The following is a 17,843-nucleotide window of genomic DNA, read 5'->3' on the forward strand; positions in this document are numbered from 1 at the left end:
GTGGCAGTGATCAGCGAACTCGCGTTGGACCCGGGCTTCGGCTCCGCGATCGGCCAGGGCGTCGGCGCGATCGCCCTGTACGCCGTCGTCGGGCTCGTGCTGATGGTCGTCGGCTTCTACGCCATCGACTTCACCACGCCCGGCAAGCTGTCGAACCTGGTGCGCGCGGGTGCGCCGAACGCGGTCATCGTGACGTCGGCGGGGCTGGTCAGCATGGCGCTGATCGTCGTGGTGGCGATCTACAACGCGGCGGGCAAGCTGGACGAGGGCCTGCTGACGGCGCTGATCTTCGGTTTCGTCGGCGTCGTGGTCCAGGTGCTGGCGGTGCGCCTGCTGGAGTGGGTGACCCGCCTGGACATCGGCTCGCTGATCGGGTCGGACCGGTTCGCGCCCGCGAGCGTCGTGGTGGCCAGCGCGCACGTCGCGCTCGGCCTCGTGGTCGCGGTCGCCATCAGCTAGCGCGCCGGGTCGCCGCGCAGGCCCCGCCCGCACGTCCGGGCGGGGCCTGCGCCGCGTCCGGGTCCACCGCCGCGCCCGCCGGCGACGGCCGACGACGGGATGGGCGGCGTCGGCGGGTCGCGGCCGGTGGTTGAGTACTCTTTGCCCGTGATTGACCTCAGGGCCTTGCGCGAGAACCCGGAAGCCGTCCGCGCGTCGCAGCGTGCGCGTGGCGAGGACGAGACCGTGGTCGACGCGCTGCTGTCCGCCGACGAGCGGCGGCGGGCGGCGATCGCCCGCGCGGACGCGTTGCGCGGCGAGCAGAAGGCGTTCGGCAAGCAGGTCGGCAAGGCGCGCGGCGAGGAGCGGGAGGCGCTGCTCGCCAAGGGCAAGGAGCTGGCCGCCGAGGTCAAGGCCGCCGAGGCCGAGCAGGCGCGGGCCGAGGCCGAGCTGGAGGAGCTGCACCGGTCCGTGCCCAACGTGGTGCACCCGGACGCGCCGCACGGCGGCGAGGACGACTTCGTGGTGCTCAAGCACGTGGGCGAGCCGCGCGAGTTCGACTTCGAACCCCTGGACCACCTGGACCTGGGCACGCGGCTGCGCGGCATCGACATGGAGCGCGGCGCGAAGGTGTCCGGCTCGCGGTTCTACTTCCTCACCGGCGTGGTGGCGCGGCTGGAGCTGGCGCTGCTGAACATGGCGGTCGCGCGGGCCACCGCGGCGGGCTTCACGCTGGTGGTCACGCCCACCCTGGTGCGCCCGGAGATCATGGCGGGCACCGGGTTCCTCGGCGCGCACGCGAGCGAGGTGTACCGGCTGCGCGACGACGACCTGTACCTGGTCGGCACGTCGGAGGTGCCGCTCGCGGGCTACCACGCGGACGAGATCCTCGACGGCGAGCGCCGCTACGCGGGCTGGTCGTCGTGCTACCGCCGCGAGGCCGGCTCGTACGGCAAGGACACCCGCGGCATCATCCGCGTGCACCAGTTCAACAAGGTGGAGATGTTCTCCTACGTCCGCCCGGAGGACGCCGAGGCCGAGCACGCGCGCCTGCTGGCCTGGGAGGAGGAGATGCTGGCCGCCATCGAGGTGCCCTACCGGGTGATCGACACGGCCGCCGGCGACCTCGGCACCAGCGCCGCCCGCAAGTTCGACTGCGAGGCGTGGATCCCGACCCAGCGGGCGTACCGGGAGCTGACCTCCACCTCCAACTGCACGACCTTCCAGGCCCGCCGGCTGAACGTGCGCTACCGGGACGAGAACGGCAAGCCGCAGACCGCCGCCACGCTCAACGGCACGCTGGCCACCACGCGCTGGATCGTCGCGATCCTGGAGAACCACCAGCGGGCGGACGGGTCGGTCGTCGTGCCGGAGGCGCTGCGCCCGTTCCTGGGGCTGGACGTGCTCACGGCCGGGTGAGCGGGCCTCCGGTACAGTGGTCCACCGACCCCGTTCCGGCTGTAACCGCTGGTGACGCGGGTGACACACATCATCCACGTGGCAGGGACGGCAGTGGCGAACCGCATTCACCAGACCGCGATCATCGGCGCGGGGGTCGAGCTGGGCGACGACAACGTGATCGGTCCCTACACCGTGATCACCGGCCCCTGCCGCATCGGTGACGGCAACTACATCGGACCGCACGTGAGCATCGGCGGCCCCGCCGAGTACTTGGGCGCGGACCACCTGGCCGGCTGGGACGGCGAGACGAGCGGCCCCGGCGTCGTGATCGGCGACCGGAACCGCGTCCGCGAGTTCGTCACGGTCAACCAGGGCGTGACCGAGGCCACGACCATCGGCGACGACTGCTACCTGATGGGTCGCGCGCACGTCGCCCACGACTGCCGCCTGGACGACGGCGTGGTCGTCACCAGCGCCGTGCAGATCGCGGGCCACTGCCACGTGTGGTCGGGCGCGAACCTCGGCCTGGGCACGGTCGTCCACCAGCGGGTCCGGATCGGTCCGGGCGCGATGGTCGGCATGGGCTCGGCGGTGCGCAAGGAGGTCGGCGCGTTCACCATCACGGTCGGCAACCCGGCCCGCACGACCGGCGTGAACACCATCGGCCTCCAGCGGCGCGGCTGCTCGGAGGAATCGATCGCGGCCCTCGCGGGTTTCCTCACGGGGAAGGACCCGGAGCCGCCCGCCGACCTGCCCGCGGAGCTGGCCGCCCTGCTCAAGGCGTGGGCGGACCGCGGCCCACAGCACTGACCCACGGTTTTCCGCCGAGAGAGTGAGAGCAGCATGTCGCTTCACGACCGACTCCGCGCCGTCTTCGTCGACGCCCTGCAACTGGGCGACGACGTCGACGTGGCGAACCTGAAGTACCGCGACATCGACGCGTGGGACTCGGTCGGCCACATGGCGCTGGTCGCGGCGATCGAGGACGAGTTCGACGTCCAGTTCGAGACCGAGCAGGTCATCGACCTGAGCAGCTTCAAGGTCGCGCTCGACATGCTGCGGGGCTTCGGCGTCGGTGAGTAGCCTCGACGGCAGGGTCGCGGTCGTCACGGGCGGCACGCGCGGCATCGGCCACGCCACGGCCGCCGCGCTGGCCGACGCGGGCGCGACGGTGGTGATCACCGGGCGCGACGCCGGGGTGGCCGCGAGCAGGGCGGCCGAACTGGGCGAGCGCGTGTCGGGCGTCGCGCTGGACGTGACGGACTCGGCGGCGGTGCGGGACGTGTTCAAGGCCGTCGCCAAGGAGCACGGCCGGATCGACGCGCTGGTGGCGAGCGCGGGCGTGCTCGAAGGCGGGCTGCTCGGGATGCTCACCGACGACCACATCGGCACCACGCTGGCCACGAACGTCGCCGGCGCCATCACCTGCGTGCAGGCGGCGGCGCGGGTCATGATGCGCAAGCGGTCCGGCTCGATCGTGCTGCTCGGGTCCATCGTCGGCGAGCGCGGCAACGCGGGCCAGACGGTGTACGCGGCGTCCAAGGCGGCGCTGTCCGCGACCGCGAAGTCGGCGGCCAAGGAGCTGGGCAGGCACGGCATCCGCGTCAACGCGGTCGCGCCGGGCGTGATCGGCACGGACCTGATCGCCGGGCAGTCCGACGAGGTGCTGGCGAAGGTCCGGGCCGACACGGCGCTGGGCAGGCTGGGCACCCCCGAGGAGGTGGCCGCCGTGATCCGGTTCCTGGTCGGCGACGAGGCGTCGTTCGTGACCGGGCAGGTGCTCGGCATCGACGGGGGTCTGGTGCTGTGACCGCCCCGGCGAGCCTGGCGCACCCCGGGGCGCGCCTGCGGGACGCCGCCACCGGCGAGCTGCTCGGCGGCGCGGAGCTGGCCGACCGGGTCGCGCGGGAGGCGGCGGCGTGCGCGGCGCTCCCGCCCGGCGTGCTGTTCCTGCGCGTCGGGACGGACCTGCCGAGCGTGCTGCGCTACCTGGGCGCGTTCGAGGCGGGCCGCGCGGTCGCGCTGCTCGACCCGGCGCAGGACCGGGCCGTGCTGGACGACCTGGTGGCGCGGTTCCGGCCGGCGGCGGTGCTCGGCGCGCCCGTCGACGGCGACCCCGCCCCCGGCTACCGGGCCGGTGCGGACGGGTGGGCGCGCGTGGCCGCCGAGGGCGTCGCGGGCGTCGCGCCGCACCCCGACCTGGCCGTGCTGCTGCCCACCAGCGGCTCCACCGGCAACCCCAAGTTCGTGCGGCTGTCCCGGCGGGCGCTGCTGGCGAACGCGTCCGCGATCGCCGACGTGCTGGGCATCGGCCCGGACGAGGTCGCGCCGACGACCCTGCCGCTGCACTACAGCTACGGCATGTCGGTGTTGAACAGCCACCTGCTGCGCGGCGCGACGGTGCTGGTCGAGGGCTCGGGCGTGGTGGCGCGGCCGTTCTGGGACGCGGTCGCCGAGTACGGCGCCACGTCGCTGGCCGGCGTGCCGTACCACTACGAGATGCTGCGGCGGCTGCGGTTCGACCCGGCCAAGTACCCGACGCTGCGCACGCTGACGCAGGCGGGCGGGCGGCTGCGGCCCGAACTGGTGGCCGAGTTCAACGACCGGATGACGGCGGTGGGCGGCCGGATGTTCGTGATGTACGGGCAGACCGAGGCCGCGCCCCGGATGGCGACCGTGCCCGCCGAGCGGCTGGCGGACAAGCTCGGCTCGGCCGGGCCGGCGCTGCCCGGCGGCTCGTTCGCCGTCCGGCTGGACGACGGGTCGGAGACGGTCGAGCCGGGTGTCGTCGGCGAGGTCGTCTACCGGGGCCCGAACGTCATGATGGGCTACGCCGAGTCCGAGGCGGAGCTGGCCGCCGGCGACGAGCTGGGCGGTGTGCTGGTCACCGGCGACCTGGGCTACCTGGACGCCGACGGCTACCTGTTCATCACCGGCCGGCTCAAGCGGATCGGCAAGGTGTTCGGCAACCGGGTCAACCTGGACGACCTGGAGCAGCTGGTGAAGCACCTGGGCGCGGCGGCGGCGGTGCCGTCGGGCGACAAGGTCGTGGTGTGGCTGGACCAGGCGGGCCGGGACGAGTGCAGGGCGGCGGCCAAGGCGCTGTCCGAGGCGCTGCGCCTGCACGTGTCCGGGTTCGACGTGCGGCCCGCCGACGGGTTCCCGCTGCTGCCCAGCGGGAAGATCGACTACCGGTCCCTGGAGGCACAGGTATGAGCGTCTTCGCCCGACCCCAGGCAGAGCGGGAGACCGACCTGCTGGCGGCGCTGACGGAGCTGACCGCGCACCACCGCGAGCGGTGCGAGCCCTACGACCGCATCCTGTCGTCGCTGGGCGTCGGCTCGTCGTTCGGGTCGACGGCCGAGCTGCCGTGGCTGCCGGTGCGGATGTTCAAGACGCACGACCTCAAGAGCGTCCCGGACGACGAGGTGTTCAAGGTCCTGACGTCGTCCGGCACGACCGGCGCGGGCGCGTCGCGGATCCACCTGGACAAGGAGGCCGCCGCCGTCCAGCCGCGCCAGCTCGGCGCGACGCTGCGCGAGGTGCTCGGCGGCAAGCGGCTCCCGATGCTGATGGTCGACACGATCGGCATCATCAAGAACCGGCGCTCGTTCTCGGCGCGCGGCGCGGGCGTGCTGGGCATGGCGAACTTCGGCCGCAACCACGTCTACGCCCTGGACGAGCACGACCGGCCGGACGTGCCGGCGATCAAGGAGTTCCTGGCCAGGCACGGCTCGGAGCCGTTCCTGATCTTCGGCTTCACCTTCATGGTGTGGCAGTACCTCTACGAGGTCGCCCGCGAGCACGACCTGGACCTGTCCAACGGCATCCTGATCCACTCCGGCGGCTGGAAGAAGCTGGTCGACATCGCGGTGGACAACGCGGAGTTCCGCCGTCGGTTCGCCGAGGACACCGGGTTGACGAGGATCCACAACTACTACGGGATGATCGAGCAGATCGGCACCGTCTTCCTGGAGGGGCCGTCCGGCAACTCCCTGTACTGCCCCGACTTCGCGGACGTGATCATCCGCGACCCGGACACGTGGGAGGAGCAGCCCGTGGGTGTGCCGGGCGTCATCGAGGTCCTCTCGACGCTGCCCCGCTCCTACCCCGGTCACGTGCTGCTGACCGAGGACCTGGGCGTGGTGCACGGCGTCGACGACGGCGACTGGCCGGGCAAGCGGTTCTCCGTGCTGGGGCGGCTGCCCCGCGCCGAGGCCCGCGGCTGCTCGGACACGTTCTCGGGAGCGGTGGCGTGAGGCGGCGGTTCCCGGCCGGGCCCGACGTCGAGGTGGCCGAGCTGCTGGCCGGGCTGGCGGCCGAGCCGGTCGGCGGCCCGCTGCGGGTCGGCGACGAGCGGGTCGTCGACTTCCTGGTGGCGTTCGCCCGCAAGCTGCTGGCGCCCGCGACGGCCCGCCGCTTCCCGGAGCTGGCGTCGCTCGGGTTCTTCCTGCGGCGCGGCGAGATCGCGAAGGTGCTCGCCGCGCCCGAGCGCGCCGGCGTGCTGCGGTTCCCGCGCGGCCTGGTGTTCCACGTGCCGCCGGCGAACGTCGACACCATCTTCGTGTACTCGTGGGCGCTGTCCGCGCTGGCCGGCAACCGGAACGTGGTGCGGATCTCGCCGCGCTCGGCCGGTGCGGCGTCGGCCGTGGTCGACGCGCTGAACGAGGCGCTGGCCTCGGCCGACCCGGTCGTGGCGCGGACCCAGGTGATGGTGACCTACGACCGCGACGACGAGGTGACCGCCGCCCTGTCCGCGGCCTGCGACCTGCGGGTGATCTGGGGCGGCGACCGGGCCGTGACGGAGGTCCGGCGACTGCCGCTCGCGCCGCACGCGCGGGACGTGACGTTCCCGGACCGGGCGTCGTTCGCGGCGATCTCCGTGGCCGGCTGGGAGGCGGCGTCGGCCGAGCGGCGGCGCGAGGTCGCGGTCGGCTTCTACAACGACTCGTACTGGTTCGACCAGGCGGCGTGCGCCTCGCCGCGCGCGTTGTTCTGGGTCGGCGACGAGGCGGGCGCGCGGCGGGGCCGGGAGGAGTTCCTGCGCCTGCTGGGCGAGGTCCTGGTGGGCAAGGGTCACGTGGTGGAGCCCGCGATGGCCGTGCAGAAGCGGGTGTCGGCCTACGGCGTGGCGGCGGACGGGCACGCGCGGGCCATCCGGTTCGACGGCAACGCGGTGGCGACGCTGGAACTGACCTCGCCCGCGGACGTGCCGCGCGAGTGGCTGGGCGCGGGCACGTTCCCGCTGGCGACCCTGCCGTCGCTGGCCGACCTCGTGCCGATGGTGCGGCGCAAGGACCAGACGCTGTCGGTGTTCGGCTTCGAGCAGGCCGAGCTGGAACGGCTGGCGCACGACCTGGCCGGCCGCGGCATCGACCGCATCGTGCCGTTCGGGTCGGCGCTGACCTTCTCCGAGCTGTGGGACGGCTACGACCTGCTGTCCGAGTTCACCAGGCTGGTCACCGTCAAGGCGTAGGGGGCCCGGCGACGCACTCGGTCGCGCGCCCGCTTTCCGCGACAGGCCAACGGCGGGAACGCCAAGGCCACGACCGCCTGGAGGCTCACCACGGCGGGAAAGCGGCCGGGCAGGGAATGAATGATCCCACCCCGGCCGCTTTCGTCGTCTCAGGGACGTCGACGCGGTGGCCCGGCCGGGTGACGTACCGGTGGCGCGCGTACGTCAACCCGCTGACGTACCGGCCGGTCCCGGACCTACACGGTGGGCCCGGCCGTGGGCGACGATCAGCGCGATTGCCACTCGATACCGGTCGGCCGTGCGCCCCCGCTGGTCATGTACTCGTGTGCGGCCCGACGAACCACGTCCAACGGGAGTTCCGCATCCGCCGGGTATTCGGTGTCCGAGCCGGTGAAGTAGTAGATGGGCGGCGGGTCGGACACGTGGGCCCCTTTACTGGTGACACCGTCAGGCGCGTCGGGACCGGAGTAGTAGAGGACTCCGCGCCCGTATTCGGCATCCAATCCCACGTCCAGGATGGCGTGGCCGGGATCTTCCGCGATCAGGAGTTGAACCGTATTGGGCCCCGGCCACCCGGCGACGGTGTCCAACACCCCGTCCAGCCCGGCGGGAGTGTCCACGATGGTCGGTTCGGTCGCGTCCCTGTCGAACCACGCTTCTAGCGCCACCACGGGCGGGCCCCTCCTGTGTATCCGTCGCCATCGTCTTATGGCTGCGATGACCACTTACAGGACACCGCCTAGTTCCAGCTCGGTTGCCACTCGATCCCGGTCGGTCGCGCACCTCCTGTGCTCATGTACTCGTGCGCGGCTCGGCGTGCCTCAGCCAACGGAATCTCCGCGTCCACCGGAAATTCGGTGTCCGACCCGGTGAAGTAGTAGAGGGGCGGCTGTTCGGCGATGTCGGCCCCTTTGCTGATACAGGCGTCCGGGGCGTCGGGCCCGGAGTAGTACAGGACTCCGCGGCCGGTTGAGCCGTCCAAGCCCACGTCAAGGATTGCGTGGCCCGGATCGCCGTGGATCAGGAGTTGGACAGTGGTCGGGTCGTTCCACTCCACTACCGTGTCCAATACCGCGTCCAGCTCGGCGGGTGTCCGCACGGTGGTGGGCCCGTCGGCTTTCCAGTCGAACCATGCATCTAGCGCCACCACGGGCGGGCACCTCCTGCGTATCGCTTGCGGAATCGTTCGCCGGCCGGGGTGACGCCGTGCACGGTCAGCGTGGCCCCCTCGGGAAGCAGGATCGGCACGAGGGTGTCACACCCGAACTGGCCCACGCATGGCTTGGCGTTGATCACGACCGTGGCGTGTTGAATACCTTCGGCGATCATGCGGGCGGCCAGCTTGATTTCCACGTCCGCCGTCTTGGCCGACTGACGGGGCATCCCCATGTCCCTCAGCGTCGCGTCCGCCGCGTCGGCGTACTCGTCCCGGCCGCTGACGATCGGCTGGGCTGCGCCGTCCGGCCCGATCCACGAACCACGCGTCTTCTGACGTGGGCCGCCCGGCGCGCGATGCGGAGGCAGTTCCCGCCGTAGCGCCTCGACCCGTTCCGGCGGGACCACGGGCGGTTGGTCGGGCCCGGACTGGCGGGCCGGGGGTGGCTGTAGCGGGGGCTGTGCGGGCCGCTGGGCGGCCGGGGCGGGTGCCGGGGCCGCCGGGCCCGTCAACGCGGTCAGGGCGGCTTGCGCGTGGTCCATGCCTGTCCCGAGGGTCTTCCACAGGTCCTTCACCCCGGTGATCACTTCTTGGAAGCCGGCCAGCGCCTGTTCGGTGTCCGACTCCAGTTCCACGGTCCCGCGCAGGTGCGCCGCCAACAGGTCGTGCGCCTCTTCCGCCAGGTCCTGAGCCTGTCCCAACGCGTCCCGGCACTGCGACGCCTTGTCGCACGCCTGGGAAACGCTCTTGGCCACTTCCCCGATCGAGGCCACCCCCGCACCTCCTCTCCCGCGCCAGGGTGGCACAGGGGTAGGACAGTGACCGCCCTGCGACTAACCGTGACGAACTCGGCCACTTGTCGAGGTGTGGGGAGCGTGTGAATCCGCGGCCTTCCGCGTTCGACGCGGGCCGTGGGCCAGGGCGGTACTCGACCTGCCCCCGATTCCCCACACCCGCGCAAGTGGGGCCATGCGGGAGGGCACGAAGGCAGCGGTGCGCGGCTGGAACGGGTCGGATCAGCAGTAGCCGAGTTGCGACAGGGTGTCCACGACGATCCGGCTCGGGTGGAACTGGTCCATCCGGTTGGGCAGGCGGTAGGCCTCGTAGTCGTCCAGGAACGACTGGAGCTTGTCGCCGTTCATGCCGGTCAGCAGCAGGGTCGTCCCCGGCCCGTGCCGGTCCTCCGTGCGCTCGCGGTGGATCGCGCACGGCACGCCCAGGTAGTTGCACTCCGCCTGGAGCCCGCCGGAGTCGGTGACCACGAACTTCGCCCGCGCCATGATCGGCAGGAACGCCAGGTAGCGCAGCTTCGGCTTGAGGATGAAGCGCTCGTCGTCGAACAGGTGCCCGAGCCCGTACTGCTTGATCCGGTCCTGCTCCGGCGGACCCGCCAGGTACAGGATCGGCATCCGCTCGCTGGCCTTGCGCAGCAGTTCCAGCGCCTCGCGGTACTTGTCCGCCCGCGAGACCAGTTCGAACCGGTGCAGGGTGGCGAGGCCGAATTCCGCGGGCAGCGGGAAGGTCGGCTCCGCGTCGATGGCCAGGCGCATGGCGTCGATGGCCGTGTTCGCGCCCGTGTTGACGACCGCGCCGCGCGCGCCGCGCAGGTTGTGCACTTCCTTCGCCGTCGGCGCGAAGTGCAGGTCGACGATCTTCGCCGCCAGCTTGCGGTTCAGCTCCTCGGGCAGCGGGGACAGCAGGCTGCCCGACCGCGCGCCCGCCTCCACGTGCGCCACGCGCGACTTGAGGATGCGCTTGCCGATCAGCGCGCCGTACGGCGTGGTGAACGTGTCGCCGTGCACGATGACCAGCGGCGGGCGGCCGTCGTCGGTCAGGATCGAGCGCAGCTCGGCGCGCCGGCCCCACGCGTTGCGGAGCACGGTGGCCGCCCAGCCGGGGACCTGCGCCGGCCGCTCGATGTGCACGGCCTGCTCCTTCGGCACCAGCCACACGGCGGGTTCCGGCAGCCTCAGGTCGGCCAGCGTCTCGGCGACGTGGTCGACGTGCTGCGCGGTGAACCAGATCTGCGGTTTCGTGCCCCGGTCGGAGATGGCGTGGAACACCGGGGCGATCTTGATCAGTTCCGCGGTGGTGCCGAGGATGAAGGAGATCACGGCGGTGAGGATACCGGGGCGAAATCCCCTCACTGCCGTCGCGTCAGGTCCGCCACGTGCTTCGCGATCTCCAGCGACCCGGTCGCGGCCGGCGACGGCGCGTTGAGCACGTGCACCTGGCGCGGCGCGGTCTCGACCAGGAAGTCGTCCACCAGCGAGCCGTCCGGGCGCATCGCCTGCGCGCGGACGCCCGCCTCGGCGCGCACCAGGTCGTCCTCCCGGACGGCGGGCACGAGCCGGGCGAGGCTCCGCGCGAACCGGGCGCGGGAGAACGAGCGCAGCACCTCGTCCAGGCCGGTCCGCGCGTACCGGCGGGCCAGCTGCCACGTGCCGGGGAACGTCGCGACCTCCAGCACGTCGCGGCCGGAGAAGTCGGTCCAGCGGTAACCCTCGCGGCGCAGCGCCAGCACGGCGTTGGGGCCGCAGTGCACGCTCCCGTCGAGCATCCGGGTCAGGTGCACGCCCAGGAACGGCAGGGTCGGGTCCGGCACCGGGTAGATGAGGCCGCGCACCAGCTCGCGGCGGCGCAGCTCGAAGTACTCGCCCCGGAACGGCACGATCCGCGCGGACGGCGTGACGCCCGCCAGCCGCGCCACCCGGTCGCTGTGCAGGCCGGCGCAGTTGACCAGCGCGTCCGCCCGCACCACGCCGCTCGGGGTGGCGACCTCGACCTTGGCGCCGCGCGCCCGGATCGCGAGCGCGGGCGAGCGCAGGCGCAGGTCGTGCCCGTCCAGCTCGCGCACCAGGGCGGCGCACACGGCGGGGAAGTCGATGATGCCGGTGCTCTCCACGCGCAGCGCCCGGACGCAGGACACCTCGGGCTCGTGCTCGCGCGCCTCTTCGGCGGAGATCAGCTCGGCGGGCACCCCGTTGGCCTCGGCGCGCTCGGCCAGCGCGCGCAGGCGGGGCAGCTCGTCGGCGGAGGTGGCCACGACGAGCTTGCCGCAGACCTCCACCGGCACGCCGTGCCGCCGCGCGAAGTCGATCATGGACCGGTTGCCCGCCACGGACATCCGCGCCTTCAGCGAGCCCGGCCGGTAGTAGAGCCCGGCGTGGACCACGTTGCTGTTGTGGCCGGTCTGGTGCGCGCCCCAGCGGCCCTCCTTCTCCAGCACCGTGACCCGGTCGCCGCGCGCGGCCAGCTCGCGCGCCACCGCCAGACCCACGATCCCGCCGCCGATGACCACGATGTGCCGCACGGGGCGTGAATCTACGCGGCGTCAGCCCAGCGCGGGCAGCACATCGGCGGCGAGCTCCTCCAGCACCGACTCCCGGCCCGCGTACACGCCGTCGTGGCGCGGCCAGTGCACGACCACGTCGGTGAAGCCCAGCTCCTCGGCCCGGCCAACGGCGTCCCGGAACGTCTCCACGCTGGTCAGCGAGTACACCGGGGAGGAGTCGAGGTTCAGGTACCGGTCGACGCGGCGGCCCGTCCCGCGCTGGGCCGCGGTGAACCGCTCCGCGAGGTCGGCGACGCCGCGCCACCACGCGTCGACGTCGTCGGTCCGGGGACCGGTGGTGACCCAGCCCTGGCCGTGGCGCGCGGCGATCCCCAGCGCCTTCGGGCCGTTGGCCGCGACCAGGAACGGCATCCGGGGCCGCTGCACGCCGCCGGGCGCGCTGCGGGCGTCCACGGCGGCGTAGTGCTCGCCGCGCCAGGTGGTGCGGTCCTTGGTCAGCAGCTCGTCCAGCAGCTCGACGAACTCGCCGAACCGCGCGGTGCGCTCCGCCTGCGCGGGGGGCGTCGTGCCGAGCACCTCGGTGTCGTACCCCTCGCCGCCCGCGCCGACGCCGAGGGTGAACCGGCCGTCGGAGATGTCGTCCAGGGCCAGCAGCTCGCGGGCGAACGGCACGGGGTGGCGGAAGTTCGGGCTTGCCACGAACGTGCCGAGCCGGATGCGCTCGGTCACCATCGCGGCGGCGGTCAGCGTGGGCACCGCGCCGAACCACGGACCGTCGACCAGCGTGCGCCAGCCCAGGTGGTCGTAGGTCCAGGCGTGGTGGAAGCCGTACTCCTCGGCGGCCCTCCACTTCGGCTCGGCGATCCACCATCGGTGCTCGGGAAGGATGACGATGCCGGTGCGCACGGACGTACGGTAACGAGGCGCTCGTCTCGCGCAGCCGGCGGGACCAGGCATCATCGGTGGTGTGGAAAGACCTGGACTCGTGGCCTCGGACGTCGACGGAACCCTGCTCAGCCCCCTGCACGGGGTGACCGCGCGCACGGCGGCGGCGGTCCGGCGGGTGGTGTCGGCCGGCGTGCCGTTCGTGCTGGCCACCGGTCGACCGCCGCGCTGGGTGCCGGACATCGCCGAGGCCGCCGGCCTCGACGGGTACGCGGTGTGCGCGAACGGCGCGGTGCTCTACCACCTGGGCCAGGACCGGGTGCTGTGGCAGCGCACCCTGGACCCGGTGCTGCTCCGCGACCTGATGAGCGCGCTGGACGACCTGCTGCCGGGCGTGGCGTTCGCGGTGGAGCGGACCGGGGAGTCCGCGTTCGACGAGTCCGTGCCGCAGTTCATCGCCGAGGACGGCTACAGGCACCCGTGGCCGGAAGGCCCGGAACCGGACGGCGACCGCTCCGGGATGCTCACCCGGCCGGCGGTGAAGCTGCTGGTCAGGCACCGCGAGATGACCAGCGAGGACATGGCGCTCGCGATCGGCGACGTGCTCGACGGCCAGGTGGACGTCACGTTCTCCACCAGCATGGGCCTGGTCGAGCTGGCCGCGCCGGGCGTCACCAAGGCGACCGGGCTGGCCGACGTCGCCGAGCGGCTGGGCGTGGCGGCGGCGGACGTGGTGGCGTTCGGCGACATGCCCAACGACATCGAGATGCTGACGTGGGCCGGGCACGGCGTGGCGATGGCGAACGCCCACCCGGACGCGCGGGAGGCCGCCGACGAGGTGACGGGCCCCAACTCCGAGGACGGCGTCGCGATGGTCCTCGAACGCTGGTTCTAGCGCCCGCTCCGGGCGCCCGGAGCGGGCGCTCCCGACGGCGGCGCGCGGGCCGTCCACGGAGGGTCGCCGACAACCCACGCCGAGTGCGGCGCGTCCCGGCAGGTAGCGTGGTGCCCCGCGATGCAGACCGATGGCACCGCGCCGGGCGTCGTGCCAGGTGCTTCCGAAGGCGGAGAGACTGCTGAATGATCCCCATCACTGTCGTTGACGTCGCGGCGGCCGAGGAGCTGGTGCTCCAGGTGCTGCGCTCCGGAGCGATCGCGCAGGGCCCGATGGTCAAGCGGTTCGAGGATGAGTTCGGCAAGGTCGCCGGCGTGCCGCACGCGGTGGCCGTGAACAACGGCACGACCGCGCTGGTGGCGTCCCTCCAGGTGCTCGACCTCGAACCCGGCGACGAGGTGGTGACCTCGCCGTTCACCTTCGTCGCGACGCTGAACGCGATCCTGGAGGCCGGCGCGACGGCCCGGTTCGCGGACATCTCCGAGGACGACTTCAACCTCGACCCGGACGCGGTCGCGCAGGCGGTCACGCCGCGGACCAAGGTGCTCATGCCGGTGCACCTGTACGGGCAGATGGCCGACATGGGCCGCCTCGCGCCGCTCGCCGAGCAGCACGGCCTCGCGCTGGTGGAGGACGCGGCGCAGGCGGTCGGCGCGACGTTCGACGGCCGGCCCGCCGGCAGCTACGGCCTGGGCTGCTTCTCGCTCTACGCGACCAAGAACATCACCACCGCCGAGGGCGGCGTGATCACCACCTCCGACGACACCCTCGCGGACCGCCTGCGCGTCCTGCGCAACCAGGGGATGCGGCAGCGCTACCAGTACGAGGTGGCGGGCCACAACTACCGCATGACCGACGTGCACGCGGCGATCGGCATCCCGCAGCTGGAGCGCCTGGCCGCCGTCACCGAGGCCCGGCAGCGCAACGCCGAGGCGCTGAGCAAGGGCCTGGCCGACGTCACGGGCCTGAGGACGCCCCGCGTCCTGCCCGGCCGCACCCACGTGTGGCACCAGTACACCGTCCTGGTCACCGACGACGCCCCCGTGAGCCGCGACGAGCTGGCCGCCAAGCTCACCGAGAAGGGCATCGGCAACGGCATCTACTACCCGAAGACGGTCTTCGACTACGACTGCTACCGGGACGACCCGAGGGTCGTGGCCTCCGACGTGCCGGTGGCCGAGCGGGTCGCCCGCCAGGCGCTGTCGCTGCCGGTGCACCCCAAGCTGACCGACGCGGACCTCGACACCGTCGTCTCCGCCGTCCGCGAGGTGCTGGGCGCATGACGACCCCGAGGATCGCGCTCGTCGGCGTCGGGTCGATGGGTTCCCTGCACGCCCGCGTGACCAGCCAGAACGAGCGCTGCGAGCTGGCGCGGATCGTCGACCCGCGCGAGGAGGTCGGCAAGCGGGTCGCCGACTCCTACGGCGCGGCGTGGACGCCCGAGATCGGCGACCTGTCCGACGTGGACGCGGTGGTGCTCGCGTCGGCCACCGAGACGCACCACGGGCTGGCGCTGGAGGTGCTCCGCCAGGGCAAGCCGCTGTTGGTGGAGAAGCCGGTGTGCGCGGACCTCGCGGAGACCGAGGAGGTGCTCGCGCTCGCCGAGCGGAGCGGCCTGCCGATCATGTGCGGCCTGCTGGAGCGCTACAACCCGGCCGTGATGACGGCGCTGGAGCTGATCACCGAGCCGGTGTACGTGTCGGCCGTGCGGCACTCGCCGTACGCGCCGCGCATCCGCACGGGCGTCGCGTGGGACCTGCTGGTGCACGACGTCGACCTGGCGATCCGCTGCATGGGCGGCGCGGAGCCGGACCGCTTCTCGGCGGGCATCGGCCAGTTCCACCCCGACTCCGTGCCCGGCGCCGAGGACGTGGTGAACACCCTGATGGGCTTCCCGTCGGGCGCGCTCGCGTCGGTGTCGGCGAGCCGGATCGGGCAGCGCAAGATCCGCACCCTGTCGATCACCGAGCTGGACCGGCTGATCGAGGTGGACCTGCTCACCCGGAACATCACGATCTACCACCACGTGTCCCAGGACGCCGCGACGCCCGACGGCCGCGGCTACCGCCAGCAGGCGATCATCGAGATCCCCGAGCTGGTGACCGCGCGGGAGCCGCTGGCCACCCAGCTGGACCGCTTCCTGGACCTGATCGACGGCCGGGTCGACGCCGACGCCGAGCGCGCGTCCATCCTGCCCTCCCACCGCGCTGTGGCCGCCGTGCGGGCGCAGTCGGCCGCCGCCGCCCGATGACGCGCCGTCCCGCCGCGGACGGACGGAAAGCACTGGGGAACCGAAGATGATCGCCCTGGTCGTCCTGGCCTACTGGGTGCCCGGTCTCGCGCTGGGACTCGCGTTGCGGCTCAGGGGCTGGACCCTCGCCGCCATCGCGCCCGCGCTGACGTTCGGCATGGTGTCGCTCGCCGTCGTGGTGCTGCCGCGCGTCGGCGTCACGTGGGACATCCTCACCGCCCTGCTCTGGGCGGCGTTCCTGGTCGCCCTGGCGGCGCTGGCGTCGTGGCTGGTCAACCGCCGCGCGCCCGCTCCGGTGGAGCAGGTCGACGAGGCCCGCCCGAGCCGCCGGGACCACCTCGTGGTCGGCGTCGGCGTGGCGCTGGGCATGGCGTGGGCGCTGTTCACGTACCTGCGCGGCGTGAAGACCGTGACGACGGTCAGCCAGGACTGGGACGCGCCGTACCACGGCAGCGCGGTCCGCTGGATCGCCGAGCACGGCAACCTGTCGCCCGCCGACCTGGCGGTGCTGGCGAACACGCCAGGCAAGGCCGGCTACTTCTACCCGAACACGTACCACTCGCTGCTGGCGACCCTGTTCGACACGGGCTCGCTGGACATGGCCGTGCTGCTCAACTACGGCGCGATGATGGTGCTGCTCATGTGGCCGCTCGGCATCGCGGCGTTCGGGCTGGCGTGGCGGTTGCCGCCGGTCGCCGTGGCCGTGGCGGCGCTGGTGTCGACGTGGTTCGGCACGTTCCCGTACGACCTGCTGTGGCGCGGCCCGCTGTGGCCGTTCGTGACGGCGGTGGCCCTGGTGCCCGCGACGCTCGCGCTGCTGCGCAGGCTGCTGGACGGCGAGCGCGGCATCGGCGCGCCGGTCGCCGTCGCGCTGTCCCTGGCCGGCCTGGTCGGGCTGCACACCAGCCTGGCGTTCGTGGTCGCCATCTACGGCGGGCTGCTGGCGGTGGCGCTGCTGGTCCGGCTGGAGAAGACGGACTGGCGGCGGTCGTGGCGGCCGATCGCGCTCACGGCGGTGCTGGGCGCCCTGTTCGCGGTGCCGGTCGTGCTGCCCGCGCTGGTCAACGTCGGCGGCATCACGGGCGCGGAGTGGCCGGTGCTGGGCACGGCGTTCGGGGCGTTCGAGCAGGCCGCGATGTTCTCCTCCAGCGACCCCCCGCCGTTCTACTGGCTCGGGGTGCCCGCGCTGCTGGGCGCGCTGATCCTGCTGTGGCGCCGCCGGCTGGTGTGGGCGGTCGGCGCCTACGCGGTGTTCTCGGCCATGTTCATCTCGGCGGTGTCGCACAAGCTGCCGTTCCTGGGCGTGCTGACCGGGCCGTTCTACAACGACGCCTGGCGGATCGCGGCCCTGTTCCCGCTGGTCGGGGCGATCGGCGTGGGCGTGTTCGCGGAGACCGTCGGCGCGGGCGCGACGGCGTTGGCCAAGCGGTTCGCGGACCGGCCCTGGACGCCGGTCGCGGTGCCGGTGGCGACCGCGCTGGTGGTCGTCGCGGTGCTGGCCGCGGGCAGCGGGGGCTACCTGCGGCCGAACACGCAGCGGCTGGCGTGGCACATGGCGGACAGCCCGGTGGTGAGCAAGGCGGAGGTCGAGGCGTACCGGTGGCTCGGTGAGCACGTCCGGCCCGGCGAGGTCGTGGCGAACGACGTCCGCGACGGGGCGGTGTGGATGTACCCGCTGGCCGGTGTCACGCCGCTGAACTGGAGCTACTACGGTCCGCCCGAGCAGAGCGACGCCTGGTGGCTGGAGGAGAACTTCAACCGCCTGGACACCGACCCCGCGGTGCGCCGGTTGGTGGACCGGATCAACATCCGGTACGCGATCGTCGGCGAGGGCATGGTGCAGCGCAAGGGCGAGCGCCCGCCGGGCATGCGGGACCTGGACTCCGTGAAGCACCTGCGGAAGGTGTTCCAGAATTCCGACGCCGTGGTGTACGAGGTCCTGCCGGAGGGTTCGGTCCAGCTCTCGGGGTCGTGAGCGGGTCCGGTTCCCGGTGTCGTGAGCGGAGGTCGTGAGCGGGGGTCCGTCGGGTCCGGCCGGGTTCGCGA

The 17,843-nt window shown here is 72.8% G+C and carries 18 protein-coding genes; 12 read left to right on the forward strand and 6 right to left on the reverse strand.

The window, feature by feature from the left end; translation table 11 throughout:
- The first annotated feature begins 6 nt into the window (after nucleotides 1-6).
- From C8E97_RS02330 to C8E97_RS02365, 8 genes are all read left to right on the forward strand, one after another.
- Nucleotides 7-459, forward strand: coding sequence for a DUF350 domain-containing protein (locus C8E97_RS02330; protein WP_425470453.1), 453 nt, complete (start codon nucleotides 7-9; stop codon nucleotides 457-459).
- 147 nt (nucleotides 460-606) lie between these two features.
- Entirely contained in the window at nucleotides 607-1,857 is a 1,251-nt protein-coding gene (gene serS / locus C8E97_RS02335) for a serine--tRNA ligase (RefSeq protein ID WP_121010631.1), read from the forward strand.
- A 93-nt stretch (nucleotides 1,858-1,950) separates the two neighbouring features.
- Nucleotides 1,951-2,649, forward strand: coding sequence for an acyl-ACP--UDP-N-acetylglucosamine O-acyltransferase family protein (locus C8E97_RS02340; RefSeq protein WP_121001190.1), 699 nt, complete (start codon nucleotides 1,951-1,953; stop codon nucleotides 2,647-2,649).
- A gap of 33 nt (nucleotides 2,650-2,682) precedes the next feature.
- Nucleotides 2,683-2,922 carry an acyl carrier protein gene (locus C8E97_RS02345; RefSeq protein WP_121001192.1) on the forward strand — a complete coding sequence of 80 codons (240 nt, stop codon included), beginning with the start codon at nucleotides 2,683-2,685 and terminating at the stop codon, nucleotides 2,920-2,922.
- The gene (locus tag C8E97_RS02350) at nucleotides 2,915-3,649 is read left to right on the forward strand and encodes an SDR family NAD(P)-dependent oxidoreductase (RefSeq protein WP_121001194.1); all 735 of its coding nucleotides are present in this window, start codon (nucleotides 2,915-2,917) and stop codon (nucleotides 3,647-3,649) included. The genes C8E97_RS02345 and C8E97_RS02350 overlap by 8 nt, the downstream gene beginning before the upstream one ends.
- Nucleotides 3,646-5,055 (forward strand): AMP-binding protein, encoded by a 1,410-nt coding sequence (locus C8E97_RS02355; protein WP_246018625.1) that lies wholly within the window; start codon nucleotides 3,646-3,648, stop codon nucleotides 5,053-5,055. Before C8E97_RS02350 ends, C8E97_RS02355 begins: the two co-directional genes overlap by 4 nt.
- Nucleotides 5,052-6,098 carry a LuxE/PaaK family acyltransferase gene (locus C8E97_RS02360; RefSeq protein WP_121001196.1) on the forward strand — a complete coding sequence of 349 codons (1,047 nt, stop codon included), beginning with the start codon at nucleotides 5,052-5,054 and terminating at the stop codon, nucleotides 6,096-6,098. Before C8E97_RS02355 ends, C8E97_RS02360 begins: the two co-directional genes overlap by 4 nt.
- The gene (locus C8E97_RS02365; protein ID WP_121001198.1) at nucleotides 6,095-7,315 is read left to right on the forward strand and encodes an acyl-CoA reductase; all 1,221 of its coding nucleotides are present in this window, start codon (nucleotides 6,095-6,097) and stop codon (nucleotides 7,313-7,315) included. The genes C8E97_RS02360 and C8E97_RS02365 overlap by 4 nt, the downstream gene beginning before the upstream one ends.
- A 266-nt stretch (nucleotides 7,316-7,581) precedes the next feature.
- Here the strand turns inward: C8E97_RS02365 and C8E97_RS02370 are convergent, their stop codons facing one another.
- The 6 genes from C8E97_RS02370 to C8E97_RS02395 all read right to left on the reverse strand — a co-directional run bounded on the left by C8E97_RS02370 (nucleotide 7,582) and on the right by C8E97_RS02395 (nucleotide 12,672).
- Complete coding sequence (locus C8E97_RS02370) at nucleotides 7,582-7,986, reverse strand: Imm1 family immunity protein (protein WP_170211592.1); 405 nt, start codon at nucleotides 7,984-7,986, stop codon at nucleotides 7,582-7,584.
- 68 nt (nucleotides 7,987-8,054) lie between these two features.
- Entirely contained in the window at nucleotides 8,055-8,465 is a 411-nt protein-coding gene (locus C8E97_RS02375; RefSeq protein ID WP_170211594.1) for an Imm1 family immunity protein, read from the reverse strand.
- Nucleotides 8,453-9,244, reverse strand: coding sequence for a DddA-like double-stranded DNA deaminase toxin (locus C8E97_RS02380; protein WP_170211595.1), 792 nt, complete (start codon nucleotides 9,242-9,244; stop codon nucleotides 8,453-8,455). The genes C8E97_RS02375 and C8E97_RS02380 overlap by 13 nt, the downstream gene beginning before the upstream one ends.
- 243 nt (nucleotides 9,245-9,487) lie before the next feature.
- Nucleotides 9,488-10,585 (reverse strand): UDP-N-acetylglucosamine 2-epimerase, encoded by a 1,098-nt coding sequence (locus tag C8E97_RS02385; protein WP_121001204.1) that lies wholly within the window; start codon nucleotides 10,583-10,585, stop codon nucleotides 9,488-9,490.
- Between the two features lie 29 nt (nucleotides 10,586-10,614).
- Nucleotides 10,615-11,784 (reverse strand): L-2-hydroxyglutarate oxidase, encoded by a 1,170-nt coding sequence (lhgO, locus tag C8E97_RS02390; RefSeq protein ID WP_121001206.1) that lies wholly within the window; start codon nucleotides 11,782-11,784, stop codon nucleotides 10,615-10,617.
- A 21-nt stretch (nucleotides 11,785-11,805) separates the two neighbouring features.
- On the reverse strand, nucleotides 11,806-12,672 hold the full coding sequence (locus C8E97_RS02395) for an LLM class flavin-dependent oxidoreductase (RefSeq protein WP_121001208.1): 867 nt from the start codon (nucleotides 12,670-12,672) through the stop codon (nucleotides 11,806-11,808).
- A gap of 61 nt (nucleotides 12,673-12,733) precedes the next feature.
- Here C8E97_RS02395 and C8E97_RS02400 point away from each other — a divergent pair, with 61 nt between their 5' ends.
- The 4 genes from C8E97_RS02400 to C8E97_RS02415 all read left to right on the forward strand — a co-directional run bounded on the left by C8E97_RS02400 (nucleotide 12,734) and on the right by C8E97_RS02415 (nucleotide 17,772).
- Entirely contained in the window at nucleotides 12,734-13,546 is an 813-nt protein-coding gene (locus C8E97_RS02400) for an HAD family hydrolase (protein ID WP_121001210.1), read from the forward strand.
- 185 nt (nucleotides 13,547-13,731) lie between these two features.
- Nucleotides 13,732-14,829, forward strand: a complete 1,098-nt coding sequence (locus C8E97_RS02405) for a DegT/DnrJ/EryC1/StrS family aminotransferase (RefSeq protein ID WP_121001212.1) — start codon at nucleotides 13,732-13,734, stop codon at nucleotides 14,827-14,829.
- The gene (locus C8E97_RS02410) at nucleotides 14,826-15,797 is read left to right on the forward strand and encodes a Gfo/Idh/MocA family protein (RefSeq protein ID WP_121001214.1); all 972 of its coding nucleotides are present in this window, start codon (nucleotides 14,826-14,828) and stop codon (nucleotides 15,795-15,797) included. Before C8E97_RS02405 ends, C8E97_RS02410 begins: the two co-directional genes overlap by 4 nt.
- A gap of 46 nt (nucleotides 15,798-15,843) precedes the next feature.
- On the forward strand, nucleotides 15,844-17,772 hold the full coding sequence (locus C8E97_RS02415) for a DUF6541 family protein (protein ID WP_121001216.1): 1,929 nt from the start codon (nucleotides 15,844-15,846) through the stop codon (nucleotides 17,770-17,772).
- The last annotated feature ends 71 nt before the right edge of the window (nucleotides 17,773-17,843 follow it).

The sequence above is a fragment of the Saccharothrix australiensis genome (genome assembly GCF_003634935.1).
GTDB lineage: Bacteria > Actinomycetota > Actinomycetes > Mycobacteriales > Pseudonocardiaceae > Actinosynnema > Actinosynnema australiense.

Excerpts from the sequence above, each read along its gene's own strand:
- C8E97_RS02345 (WP_121001192.1), top strand. The coding sequence starts at position 2,683 with ATGTCGCTTCACGACCGACTCCGCGCCGTCTTCGTCGACGCCCTGCAA.
- C8E97_RS02405 (WP_121001212.1), top strand. The coding sequence starts at position 13,732 with ATGATCCCCATCACTGTCGTTGACGTCGCGGCGGCCGAGGAGCTGGTG.
- C8E97_RS02410 (WP_121001214.1), top strand. The coding sequence starts at position 14,826 with ATGACGACCCCGAGGATCGCGCTCGTCGGCGTCGGGTCGATGGGTTCC.
- C8E97_RS02415 (WP_121001216.1), top strand. The coding sequence starts at position 15,844 with ATGATCGCCCTGGTCGTCCTGGCCTACTGGGTGCCCGGTCTCGCGCTG.
- C8E97_RS02360 (WP_121001196.1), top strand. The coding sequence starts at position 5,052 with ATGAGCGTCTTCGCCCGACCCCAGGCAGAGCGGGAGACCGACCTGCTG.